The following is an 11,711-nucleotide window of genomic DNA, read 5'->3' as shown; positions in this document are numbered from 1 at the left end:
TCTTTTGTTTTGCGAGAGGATGTTTGGCGATGATGACGATTGGGCACTCGACGCTGACGATTGAGGCGTTTCTGCGGGCGCTGCGCGACAACGGCGTGCGGATGCTGGTGGATGTGCGGAGGTTTCCGGGGTCGCGGCGACATCCGCAGTTCACGCAGGCGGCGCTGTTTCGGCGACTGGAGGAGGCGGGGATTCGCGGGGTGTGGCGTGAGGGGATGGGCGGGCGGCGGGAGGCGGTTGCGGGCAGCGTGAATACGGGGTGGAGGAACGAGAGCTTTCGTGGGTATGCGGACTATATGCAGACGGCGCAGTTCGAGGCGGAGGTGGACTGGCTGGTGGGGTTGCCGGAGATCGATCAGACGGTGGTGATGTGCGCGGAGGCTGTGCCGTGGCGGTGTCATCGGTCTTTGATTACGGACGCGGTGATGGCGCGTGGCGTGGCGGTGGAGGATGTGTTCGTGAAGGCGGATGGGGAGAGCGAGCGGAGGCCACATGTGATGACAAGCTTCGCGCAGGTGAGTGGGGGCAGAGTGTGGTATCCGAAGGAGCCGGTGCTGTTTGGGTGAGGCTCTTCGAGGTGGCCACGAGAGACCTGCGGGTCGTATGCTTCAAGAGAGATGCGCGTACAGGTGCTTTACTTTGGGGTGCTGAAGGAGAGCTTCGGCCGGGAGAGCGAGCAGGTGGAGCTTGCTGAGAGGGCGTGCGTGGGGGACCTGATGGCACTGTATGAGGAGAGATGCGCGGGGTGGATGCGCTCGATTGCAGTGGCCGTGAACCGGGAGTATGCGCGGCCGGAGGATGTTTTGCGGGATGGGGATGAGGTGGCACTGCTGCCGCCGGTGAGCGGTGGCAGTTCGAGGTAAGTTGCGGCAAGTGTGTGTGAAATGTTTTGCCCACGGGTGAGGGCAATGTTTTGGAACTTTAACGGCACATTACTGCACAGTTGATCGCTGTTTCGAGGCGTGAGCGGCCTCCGGTCGGGGATTTTTGGGGATTTCTCAAAATCCGGCGAGTTTGGGGAATGGCCGCCTGTTTGCAATACGCCAGAGTGCATCAGCAAACGCATATGGAGGCGGTCACGTCGCCACTTCTCTTTGGCCGGAGATGCAGGCGTAGCCACAACTGTGAATCTTCGCGCGCAAGAGTGTCGTTGCGAAGGAAAGTGTAAGCCGGAGTTGCGAACCAGGAGACGCAGCAGAAGACGACGGAATGCCGTCGTGGCAGAGCACTAAAAGCATAAATAGAACTCGCGATGAGCGAGGGGGACAACTTGAAGAGATTTGCTTATCTGCTAACTGCTATCTGCCTTGTGGCTCTCCCGGGTTCGATGAAGGCCGGCGCACAGACGTTCAACGGCTCGTCGGGAGGCACGGGTCCGTACCAGATTGAACAGAACGGGACGACCACTCCTCCCGCGCACGCGCCTGAGCCCTCGACCCTGGTGTTGTACGGTTCGGGTCAGGTAGGCGCTGCGGGAGCGATTCGCCGGAAGTTCGGTAGCCGCGCTTCGTAAACGACATTCCCGCAACGCCACGGGGCACATGGCGCTGCGGGGGAAACACAGCAGTACCAAAATCAAATTGCCTGAGGAGGCTTTATGTACATCTTCTTTCTGCCGTCTATGCTTGCTCTCATCGTCATCGGTTCGATTCAGCTGAAGGATCAGTTCCGGTTTACGACCCGCTAACCTCCAACATGCTGAAGGATGCTGAAGAGAGCCAGGCCTGTGGGCCTGGTTTTTCTTTTGGGATGGAGTGAGTTCGTGCGTCAGTGCACGGAGGGGGTGTAATGCAGGCGGAGAATCAAGGCAGGTTCCTGCGCAGTTAATCGTTGTTGCGGAGGTTCGTGCGCCGAGAATGTGTGCTTAGAGGCCATTTTTCGGGGGAATATTGTGTCTGCGGGAGATGGTCGCACGTAGATCTGATCTCGCTGAAAGCCAAGCTTCGTTGCGGTAACCGCGATGGCACGGGCGTTCCTCCTGTGGCTTTGCGGTGCAACTTGCAGGACATATCACTTCGCCTGAGGAGGCCCCATGTACGTATTCTTTCTGCCGTCTATGCTTGCTCTGATCGTCATCAGCTCGATCCAGCTTCGGGATCAGTTCCGGTTTGTGGCGCGGCGATAACGCGACACGTTGAAGGATGGTGAGGAGAGCCAGGCCTGCGGGCCTGGCTTTCTTTTTGTGGTGGGGGGGGGCGTGAGCGGTCAGCGTGCGGAGGTGTTGTTTGGGCGGGGGATGATGGCGGGGGAGAGTAAGAGGAGGAGCAGAGTCGCAGCGGCGGGGACGAGGAGTCCGGGGCGGAGGCCGCCGAAGCGGGTGGAGACGACGCCGGTGAGCCAGGGAAGGGTGGCTCCGCCGAGTGAGGCGAAGGAGAAGAGCGGGCCGAGGCGGGCGTGCTGTCCGGTTCGCGTGAGCAGGAAGGAGACGATGAGGGGGTAGAGCGGGCCGAGGGCTGCTCCGTTGAGGATGGTGGCGGTGAAGACGAGAGCGGGAGCGGGGTGTGGAGTGAGGATGAGAGCGATCTGGGTGAGCAGGAGCAGCGTGAGCGAGGCGCGGTAGAGGAAGGGTTCGGTGACGAGGTAGAGGAGCGCGGCCATGAGGAGGCGGCCGATGAGTTGTGAGAGCCAGTAGAAGAGCGCGATGGTGGAGGCGGCGGTGGCGGGGTTGTTGCGGATGGCGAAGCTGGGAAGCCAGCCTCCGAGGGCGTTTTCGTTGCCGATGTAGAGGAGCAGGGACGCGGCGAAGAGAGCGATGGCCGCACCGGGCAGAGGGATACGCGTAGTGGGGAGTGGTGACTGCGAGGCGTTGGTGGCGGGATGAGGGATGGTCGTGGCGAAGAGTCCTCCGAGGGCGAGCAGGGATGCGGTGAGGAGGAAGAAGAGGCGCGGACCGTAGGGGGCGCAGGCACGGACGAGCGCGGGGCAGGCGATGGCTCCGATGCTCCATGCGACGTTGAGCAGGGCGAGGGTTCGGGCGCGATGGGGGACGTACGCCGAGGCCGTTCCGACGATGACGTTGCCGGCGGTGAGCGAGAATCCGAGACCGAGTCCGGCGGTGAAGAGGGCGAGGTGCGCGGTATGGAAGGTGGCCCAGGCAAGCGCGGCGCAACCGGCGGCGGTGAAGGCCGCTCCGAGGAGGACGCTGAGACGAAGGTTGCGAGTGGCGAACCATGCTCCGATGAGCTGGCCGAAGAAGGAGGAGGCGAAGAGGGTTCCGGCCTGGGCGTCCTCAAGCTGCCATCGTGTGATGAGCGAGGGGAGCAGAGGGCCGAGCATGACGGTGACGATTCCGGCGGCGACGAAGTAGAAGAAGATGGGGGCGACGAGGCGCGAGGAGTTGGAGGAATGGTCGGTGGACATCCGGGGATTGAGGGTATCAGGTTTGGGGGGCGGAGATTGTATGGGAGCGCCGGGGCTCGTGGCCGTGGGGGGCGAAATGCAGGTCCTTCGACTTCGCTGCGCTCCGCTCAGGATGACAATTTCTGAAGTGTGGCCGGGCTTATGGGCGATGTGAACGAAATGAGGGGTTCCTCCCATTCGAATTCGCTCAGGGCAGGCTTTGCGTGGCTTCGCCGCTTCGCTCGGGATGACACATCGAACACTGGGCTTCGCTTGGAAATGAGATTGTGAGGAGAGCAGGGGTCGTTTGGAGCGCGTGGCAGCCTGCAAAGAGCCGCAGATCCTTCGACTCGCGCTTCGCTCAGGATGACACTTCTAACACCGCCGGTGCGGTGTGGAACGGGCGCTTTTACAGGAAAATGACGCGGATTCGATGATGCGCTGACAACCGAGCCGGGCTGGCGAAGTAGCGTGGCAGGCAAGCGCGCGCGCCGTGTGGTTGCGGCAGAGGCGCCTGCAACGCGCGGGGTTTGTGACAGGTTTCGTTGACATGGAAGAGATTCCATGTAAATTAATGACATATTGTTCCCCATTTGACCGTGGTTCCGTATTTCATCGGCCCTTGAGCGGCCGAGGAAGTCCGGGCGGTGTAGTTATCGATGGTGCGGCGGATTCTACGCACGCCGCGAGGACTTGAATCAGAAGTTGAAAATTAGTGCTTTGCGCCGCGATGCGTAGAGATTGACGTTCCTTCAGGAGGCTGTCCGTGAAGCGTACAACGTTGTCTTTCCGGTTGTGTGTTGGTGTTGTTGTTCTTGGCCTGGTGTTTGTGTGCACGGCGAGCGCGCAGTCAACGGCGACGCTGTCGGGCACGGTGACGGATGCGACAGGCGCGGTGGTTGCAGGCGCGGCGGTGAAGGTGCATTCGCTGGATACGAACGCCGATCGCGAGGTGACGACCGATGAGTCGGGCACCTACTTCGTTCCGTCACTGCAGCCGGGCAACTACATGATCCAGGTGAATGCTGCGGGATTCGGCCAGTATTCGGTGCCGAGCCTGACGCTGCAGGTGGACCAGCGGGCAACGATGAACGTGAAGATGAACATCGCCTCTACGGGAACGACGGTGGAGGTGACGGGATCGACTCCGATCATCGATTCGAGCACCATTACGGTAGGGCAGGTGATCGATAAAGAGACGGTGCAGAATATTCCGCTGAATGGCCGTCACTTTCTGGACCTGACGCAGCTGACGCCTGGCGCTGTGGTTCCGCCGGCGAACGGATTTCTTACTTCGGCGAGCCGCGGCCTGGGAGCGAATTCGTACATCACGGCCGGCCAACGCGAGGATTCGGCGAACTTTCAGATTAACGGAATCAATCTGAATGACATGACGCAGAATCAGATTACGTTCCAGCCCTCGATCAACACGACGTCGGAGTTCAAGATCTCGAACTCGACCTTCAGCGCGGAGTATGGGCGGAGTTCGGGGTCGGTGGTGAATGTGTCGACTCGTTCGGGGACGAAGCAGTTTCACGGCGAGGCATTCGATTATTTGCGGAACAATTGGTTCGATGCGCGGAACTACTTCAACCGGAAGGGGACGCGGCAGAGCTCTCTGAAGAGAAACAATTTTGGAGGTGCGTTCAGCGGTCCGCTCTACAAGGACAAGACGTTCTTCTTCCTGAGCTATGAGGGACTGCGGCAGTCGCAGGACATTCTGCTTCGCAGCAATGTTCCTACGGCGGCGCAGCGCGCGCAGTTCGCTACGAGCCCGGCGGGCCCGGCGTATGCGCAGATCATTAACCTGGTTCCTGTTGGCGTGGAGTCCACGGTGAACGGAGTGAGGGTGGCCACTGCGACCGGATCCTCACCGGGGCCGGTGAAGACTGACCAGTTCAGCGGCGATCTTCTGCATAACGTGACTTCTGCGAATACCCTGCATCTTTATTACGCATGGCAGCAGGATGCGCGGACCGAGCCTAACCTGCAGCTGAACAATGTCACGGGATTTGGCGATCATCGGACGGCGCATCGGCAGATCGGTACGATCAACGATGTCCATGTGTTTTCGCCCAACGTGGTGAACGAGGCGCGGCTCGGATTCAACCGCATTGCAATCCGGTTCTCGGACAACTTTCTTGAGAGCGCTAGCAAATACGGGATCAACAATGGCGTGACGGATCCGATTGGATTGCCGCAGATGACGGTCAGCGACCTGGGCCTGAACTTCGGTGGGCCATCGGGGTTTCCGCAGGGACGCAACGTGACGACGTACGTGCTGTCGGATACGTTGAGCTATCTCAAGTCGAAACACGCGATCAAGATGGGCGGCGAGTACCGGCGCTTTAATGGGAACAACTTTCAGCAGACGGCGGGGACGATCGCGTTTACGTCGACGGCCAACTTTATCGCGGGCCTGGGAAATGCGTTTACCGGAAACCCGCAGTATCTGACGAACCGCATCTTTATCAATTCAGTTGCGGGTTTTGTCGACGACAACTGGAAGATCTCGCCGACGTTCACCGCGGAGATCGGCTTCCGGTATGAATGGAATGGGACGCCGACGGAGGGAGGCGAGCGTTTCGTAACCTTCGATCCGACCACCCGGTCATTCGTGCAGGTGGATCAGCCATACCAGCAGAACAACAACTTCGAGCCGCGCCTGGGCTTTATCTACGACATCTTCGGGAATGGAAAGACGACGGTGCGCGGAGGCTTCGGGATTATGGCGGACCAGCCGATCATCAGCAATGTGGCGGGGCTTGCACAGAACCCTCCGAACTCGAATCCGGTAAGCCTTACGGCTACGGCGACAGGGCCACAGCTTCCGGTAGGCACGCTGTATCCCAGCGCGGCAGCGTCCAGCCTGGCGCCGGCATCGGTGAATCCGAAGTTCCGCAACGCGTACATGGAGTCGTACAACCTGAACCTGCAACAAGACCTGGGCTGGGGAACGGCGCTGCAGGTGGGCTATATCGGCTCGGGCGGGCGTCATCTGCGGCTGAATCGCAACCTGAATCAGTTGGTGTATGCGCCGGGAGCGACGACGGGGACGCGGCCGTATCCTACCGTCTCGTCGACGAGCCCGTATCGTCCGAACGCTGCGCTGGGCAACATCACGTACAACGACTCGGTAGGGATGTCGAACTATAACGCGTTGTGGCTGACGGTGCGGAAGTCGCTGCATGGCGGCATTCAGTTCAACACCACGTATACGTACTCGAAGTCGATGGACCTGAACTCGCAGGCTGGCAATGGTGTTCAGGACAGCACGAATCCGGCAGGCAGCTACGGTTTGTCGGACTTCGACGTTCGTCATCACTTTGTCTTCAGCGGGACGTGGACGCTGCCGTTCCATGGGAACCGGCTGAAGGACGGGTGGATGGTGGCGCTGATCAACCAGATCCAGGGCGGCAATCCGATGAACGTGGTGACGACCTCGACTTATTCGGGCAGCACGGCGGCGGGGCTGGGGCAGATAAGGCCGACGCGGCTGGGGCCGTACTCGACGGGTGTGGGCAATGTGCTGCCGAATGGGAATATTCCGTTCATCCGCGGCTCGGTGTGTACGACGCCAGTGGCGGGCTGCGCGTTCTATACGCAGCCGCTGGGCTTTGGCAATCTGCAGCGCAACGCTCTGACGGGGCCGGGCTTCTCGGACACGGATGTTTCGCTGCAGAAGACGACACGGATTGCAGAGTCGGTGAACCTGGTGCTGAGGATGGATGCGTTCGATGTGTTCAACCAGGTGAACTACGGCAATCCTGTGCTGACGGCCACGACGGGAGCGGCGAGTACGTTCGGTCAGATCTCACAGACTCGTGGTGCCATCGGCGATGCAGGATCGTCGCGTCAGCTGCAACTGGCGGGAAGGATCATCTTCTAGGACAGATGAACTGTGTGTGGAGAGGCGCTCCTTGTGGGCGCCTTTTCTTTTTGAGCACGGTTGTGTTGGGATGGGAATGCGCAAGGGGAGTGGGATGGTACTTCGCAGGTACGAGCGGCGCGATCTGGAGTCCATCGTTGCGCTGGATGCGGAGTGCTTTGCGCCGCCGTTCCGGTTCAGCAGGGAGGCGATGCGGAGGTTTGCCGAGGCGGAGAATGCGTGGGCTGTGATCGCTGAGGCAGGAGATGCGCTGGCGGGGTTCTGCATTGTGCATATCGAGCCGGCGGAGGCAGTGGAGGTGGGGTATGTGGTGACGATCGACGTCGGCGAGGGGTTTCGCCGCAGAGGGCTGGGGGAACGGATGCTTGCCGAGGGGGAGGCGTGGGTGCGGGCGTCGGGGGGCGTGGGGATGATGCTGCATGTGTATGTGAAGAACGCGGGGGCGGTTCGGTTCTATGAGCGGCTGGGGTATCGGCGGGTGGGTGGGCAGAAGGGATTTTATGGGCCGGGGGTGGATGCGGCGATGTATTGGAAGGAGTTTGAGAGTTAGAGGCTGCGATTGTTAGAGACCATGGTGTAGGCCTGTGCAGGCAAACCGCAGATCCTTCGACTGCGTCTGGCCAAAGTGCGCGCCAGACTTCGCTCAGGATGACACATCAGAGGCGAGGCAATTATTTTTTGCCGAAGACGTCGCCCATGCGGCGGATCTGGGCTCCTACGCCGCGGAGCTTTTCTTCGATGCGCTCGTAGCCGCGGTCGATGTGGTAGACGCGGTCGAGGATGGTCTCGCCGTCGGCGACGAGAGCGGCGAGGACGAGCGAGGCGGAGGCGCGGAGGTCGGAGCACATGACGGCAGCGGACTGGAGTGGAGTCTTGCCGCGGACGGTGGCGGTGCGGCCCTGCACAGTGATGTTGGCTCCCATGCGGTTGAGCTCGCCGACGTGCATGAAGCGGTTCTCGAAGATGTTCTCGGTGACGACGGAGGTGCCGTCAGTCTGGGTGGCGAGGGCCATGTACTGGGCCTGCATGTCGGTGGGGAAGCCGGGGTACTCCTCGGTGGAGATGTCGGTGGCCTTGAGCTCGCCGGCTCCGGAGCGGACGCGGATGCAGTCTTTGCCGATGTCGAGGCGGACGCCGCACTCTTCGAGCTTGGCGATGAGGGCGCCGAGGTGTGCGGGCTCGCAGGAGTCGACGTTGAGGTCGCCGCCGGTGATGGCTCCGGCGACGAGGAAGGTTCCGGCTTCGATGCGGTCGGGGTTGATGCGGTGGCGCGCGCCGTGGAGGCGGGTGACGCCCTGGACCTTGATTGTGGAGGTTCCGGCGCCTTCGATCTTGGCGCCCATGGCGGTGAGGAGGGCGGCGAGGTCGGTGACCTCGGGCTCGCGGGCGCAGTTTTCGAAGATGGTCTCGCCGTCGGCGAGGACGGCAGCCATCAACAGGTCTTCGGTTCCGGTAACGGTGATCTTGTCGAAGACGATGTGTGCGCCCTTGAGGCGGTCGGCGCGGGCTTCGAGGTAGCCGTGGTCGTAGGTGATGGTGGCACCCATGGACTCGAGGCCCTTGATGTGGAGGTCGATGGGGCGGCCGCCGATGGCGCAGCCGCCGGGCATGGCGACGCGGGCCATGCCGGTGCGCGCGATGAGGGGTCCGAGGACGAGCGAGGAGGCGCGCATGGTCTTGACGATCTCGTACTTGGCTACGGGGTCGGAGAGGATGCCGCACTTGATGCGAGTGCGGTGCTGGGCTCGGCCGTAGCCGAGCTCGACCTCGGCGCCCATGGAGACGAGGAGTTTGCGCTCGGTCTCGATGTCGCGGACCTGGGGGATGTTTTCGAGGATGACCTCGTCTTCGGTGAGGATGGCGGCGGCCATGCAGGGGAGGGCGGAGTTCTTGGCTCCGGAGACTTTGATGGTTCCGAGAAGGGGGTTTCCGCCGCGTACAACGAACTTGTCCATTGGGACAGTTTACGAAAGAGTCAGGAGGAAATGGGTGTTGAGATTGGTGCGGAAAAGGGAAGCCGCCCCTCGGGCGGGGGCGGCTTGATGTGTGCAGCAAGAGCGTTAGCTGTTGGACGGAGGCGTGGTCGGCTCAGGCTGCTGCTGGGGCTGCTGGTGCTTGCCGCCGCGGAAGCCGCGGTGCATGGAGTTCAGCTGCTGCATCTGGTCGGGTGTGAGGACCTGAGAGAGCTGGTCGTGCGTGTCCTTGAAGATGGCGCGGGCCTGCTCGCGGCGCTGGGCTTTGGTGAGGCTGGTGTCGCTGTGGAGGGCGGCCATCTTCTGCTGCTGGTTGGTGAAGATGGGCTCGAGCTTCGCGGTCTGGTCGGCGGAGAGGTTGAGGCGCTTGCCGATATGCTGGGCGGCCTTCTGGGGGTCCATCTTGTGGTGGCGGAAGTGGTGGCCGTTGTGACCGGCGGGCTGCTGGGTGGTGGTGTCGCCTGAAGGCTGCGTGGACTGGGCTGGCTGTTGGGCGAGGGCAGCGGTGGCGGCGAGGGAGAGGGCCAGGGCGGAGCTGAGAAGAATACGTTTCATGATTGTGTGTTCTCCTTGCGTCAGCGATTGGGGCTGCGCGAACGTGCTGATGAAATAAACACGGTCTGCGGGGAATGTTTCGGTGGGGCCTTCGCCCCGAGCGGCATCCTGCCCCACTTCTCAGAATCGAGATGTGGGGCACCCATTGTTCAGGCTGGTTAGCGGAAGTGGAGGTAGCCCCACTGGTCGGGGATGTGCATGTTGACCACTCCCTGGGGGGACCAGACCCAGTTGTCTTCCTTGGGCTGGCCGGCCTTCCATTCGACGCGGCTGAAGTTGACGCGCCACTCGGCGCCTGGCTTCGGTGGCTCGACGGGGAGGCGCGAGGTGAAGGCGGTCCAGGGGATGGCGATCTCGACGGTCCAACCGTGGTCGGTGTCGGTGGAGTCGTTGAGGGTGCCGTTGAGCGTGACGGCGGTCTTGAGGCCGGGGATGTCCCAGGAGTTGTCGGCCTTGCCGTTCTCGCGGTAAGGCTTGTTGAGGTAGAGGTCCCATGAGGTGTTGAGGGCGTTGATCTCGAACTCGAAGTAGCCGGGGGTTCCGGTGGGCGGCTTGAGGAAGAGCTCGAAGTCGTTGTCGTGGAAGATGACGGAGTCGTGCTGGGTGAGCTTTGCCTTGATGTCGGGCTCATCGAGCTCGGCGCCGACGTAGAGGTAGGTCGCGTCCCAGAGCATCTTCATGCGGGTGCGAAAGCGGGGCTTGGGCTTGGCCTCGCCTTCGATGTCGACGAATTCGTCGGTCCATGCGGCGTTCTTCCATGCGGAGTCGTCGAGCTTGCCGTCGATGGTGAGGGGCTTTTTGGTGTGGTGGCAGTCGTAAGACTTCGGGAGCTGCGGTGACTGTGCAAAGCACACACCTGCGGCCAACAACGTGAGCGTTGCGATGGGCTTGATCAAAGGAGGTCTTATAGTTCGAGTCTGGAGTCGTCGATGGCTAGGCGGACGTTACCGTCGGATTTGGTGAGGCGGCGGACGGCTTCCATCTTGTCGACGTTTGCTTTTAGCATTACGACGGCGATGGGGATGGATTTGCCTGCGGACTTGATGGTGCGGATGGCGGCCTCGCGGTCGATGTTGCAGACCTTCATGAGCACGCGAATGCCGCGCTCGACGAGCTTGGCGTTCTTCATGTGCACGTTCACCATCAGGTTGTCGTAGACGTAGCCGAGCCGCGTCATGGCGCCAGTGGTGATCATGTTGAGGATCATCTTCTGGGCGGAGGCGGACTTCATGCGCGTGGAGCCGGAGATGACCTCGGGGCCGACCTCGGTGACGATGGTGGTGTCGGCGACGTCGGCGAGAGCGGTGTTCAGGTTGCAGGTGATGGCGGCGGTCTTGGCTCCGCGGGCGCGCGCGTACTCGACCGCACCTACAACATAAGGCGTACGGCCGGAGGCGGAGACTCCGATGACGATGTCTTTGCGCGTGGGACGGCGGCGGGCGATGTCGCGCTGGCCGAGCTCGGGCGAGTCTTCGTTGACGTCAGAGGCGGAGGCGAGAGCCTTGGGTCCGCCGGCCATGATGTACTGTACCTGCGCAGGCGCGGTGGAGAAGGTGGGCGGGCACTCTGATGCGTCGAGCGACGCAATGCGGCCGGAGGAGCCCGCGCCGACGTAGATGAGCCGGCCGCCGTCGCGGAGGGAACGCGCGACGGTGTCGATGACGATGGCGATCTCAGGCAGCGCCTTCTTGACGGCTGCGGCGATCTTGGCGTCTTCGTGGTTGATGATGCGTGCTATTTCGAGAGCGGACTTGGTATCGAGTCCTTCGGAGGCGGCGTTAGAGGTCTCCGTGATGAGCCCCTGGAACTCGTCGGGGCCATTAGGGGTCGGGGCTGATACAGTCTTCTGCTGAGCCGGCTCGAGCATGGTTAGGGTTGCCATAAAAAGATCCTGCTACGAACTTGCGGGGATTCCTACTCGATTCTAGTCCTATTCGGAGTTAGATGCGCATAGA

At 61.7% G+C, this 11,711-nt stretch carries 10 protein-coding genes; 5 read left to right on the top strand and 5 right to left on the bottom strand.

Features of this window, described 5'->3' with window-relative positions:
• Positions 1-29: 29 nt before the first annotated feature.
• The 3 genes from Q363_RS13735 (at position 30) to Q363_RS13725 (ending at position 1,513) form a co-directional block, all read left to right on the top strand.
• Complete coding sequence (locus tag Q363_RS13735) at positions 30-566, top strand: DUF488 domain-containing protein (protein ID WP_035351048.1); 537 nt, start codon at positions 30-32, stop codon at positions 564-566.
• Between the two features lie 51 nt (positions 567-617).
• The gene (locus Q363_RS13730) at positions 618-863 is read left to right on the top strand and encodes a MoaD/ThiS family protein (protein ID WP_035351047.1); all 246 of its coding nucleotides are present in this window, start codon (positions 618-620) and stop codon (positions 861-863) included.
• Positions 864-1,270: 407 nt separating this feature from the next.
• Complete coding sequence (locus Q363_RS13725; protein ID WP_157466846.1) at positions 1,271-1,513, top strand: hypothetical protein; 243 nt, start codon at positions 1,271-1,273, stop codon at positions 1,511-1,513.
• Positions 1,514-2,205: 692 nt separating this feature from the next.
• Here Q363_RS13725 and Q363_RS13720 read toward each other — a convergent pair.
• Positions 2,206-3,360, bottom strand: a complete 1,155-nt coding sequence (locus Q363_RS13720; protein WP_035351043.1) for an MFS transporter — start codon at positions 3,358-3,360, stop codon at positions 2,206-2,208.
• A 745-nt stretch (positions 3,361-4,105) separates the two neighbouring features.
• Between Q363_RS13720 and Q363_RS13715 the strand changes: the two genes are divergently transcribed.
• Together Q363_RS13715 and Q363_RS13710 are read left to right on the top strand one after the other, a co-directional pair.
• The gene (locus tag Q363_RS13715; RefSeq protein ID WP_245632212.1) at positions 4,106-7,228 is read left to right on the top strand and encodes a TonB-dependent receptor; all 3,123 of its coding nucleotides are present in this window, start codon (positions 4,106-4,108) and stop codon (positions 7,226-7,228) included.
• Positions 7,229-7,322: 94 nt separating this feature from the next.
• Positions 7,323-7,778, top strand: a complete 456-nt coding sequence (locus Q363_RS13710; protein WP_169746984.1) for a GNAT family N-acetyltransferase — start codon at positions 7,323-7,325, stop codon at positions 7,776-7,778.
• Between the two features lie 121 nt (positions 7,779-7,899).
• Here the strand turns inward: Q363_RS13710 and murA are convergent, their stop codons facing one another.
• From murA to murQ, 4 genes are all read right to left on the bottom strand, one after another.
• Entirely contained in the window at positions 7,900-9,183 is a 1,284-nt protein-coding gene (gene murA, locus Q363_RS13705; protein ID WP_035351035.1) for a UDP-N-acetylglucosamine 1-carboxyvinyltransferase, read from the bottom strand.
• 105 nt (positions 9,184-9,288) lie between these two features.
• The gene (locus Q363_RS13700; protein WP_035351145.1) at positions 9,289-9,756 is read right to left on the bottom strand and encodes a hypothetical protein; all 468 of its coding nucleotides are present in this window, start codon (positions 9,754-9,756) and stop codon (positions 9,289-9,291) included.
• A 158-nt stretch (positions 9,757-9,914) separates the two neighbouring features.
• The gene (locus tag Q363_RS13695; RefSeq protein ID WP_035351032.1) at positions 9,915-10,652 is read right to left on the bottom strand and encodes a carbohydrate-binding family 9-like protein; all 738 of its coding nucleotides are present in this window, start codon (positions 10,650-10,652) and stop codon (positions 9,915-9,917) included.
• An 8-nt stretch (positions 10,653-10,660) separates the two neighbouring features.
• A complete protein-coding gene (murQ, locus tag Q363_RS13690; protein WP_035351029.1) occupies positions 10,661-11,638 on the bottom strand; it encodes an N-acetylmuramic acid 6-phosphate etherase in 978 nt (325 codons plus the stop codon).
• Between the last annotated feature and the right edge of the window lie 73 nt (positions 11,639-11,711).

It is taken from the genome of Edaphobacter aggregans DSM 19364, assembly GCF_000745965.1.
In the GTDB taxonomy this organism is placed as follows: domain Bacteria; phylum Acidobacteriota; class Terriglobia; order Terriglobales; family Acidobacteriaceae; genus Edaphobacter; species Edaphobacter aggregans.
This window is presented reverse-complemented; position numbering and strand designations above follow the sequence as displayed.

Coding starts and splice junctions, on each gene's coding strand:
- murA (WP_035351035.1), bottom strand. CDS start 9,183: ATGGACAAGTTCGTTGTACGCGGCGGAAACCCCCTTCTCGGAACCATC.
- Q363_RS13735 (WP_035351048.1), top strand. CDS start 30: ATGATGACGATTGGGCACTCGACGCTGACGATTGAGGCGTTTCTGCGG.
- Q363_RS13710 (WP_169746984.1), top strand. CDS start 7,323: ATGGTACTTCGCAGGTACGAGCGGCGCGATCTGGAGTCCATCGTTGCG.
- murQ (WP_035351029.1), bottom strand. CDS start 11,638: ATGGCAACCCTAACCATGCTCGAGCCGGCTCAGCAGAAGACTGTATCA.
- Q363_RS13700 (WP_035351145.1), bottom strand. CDS start 9,756: ATGAAACGTATTCTTCTCAGCTCCGCCCTGGCCCTCTCCCTCGCCGCC.
- Q363_RS13730 (WP_035351047.1), top strand. CDS start 618: ATGCGCGTACAGGTGCTTTACTTTGGGGTGCTGAAGGAGAGCTTCGGC.
- Q363_RS13720 (WP_035351043.1), bottom strand. CDS start 3,360: ATGTCCACCGACCATTCCTCCAACTCCTCGCGCCTCGTCGCCCCCATC.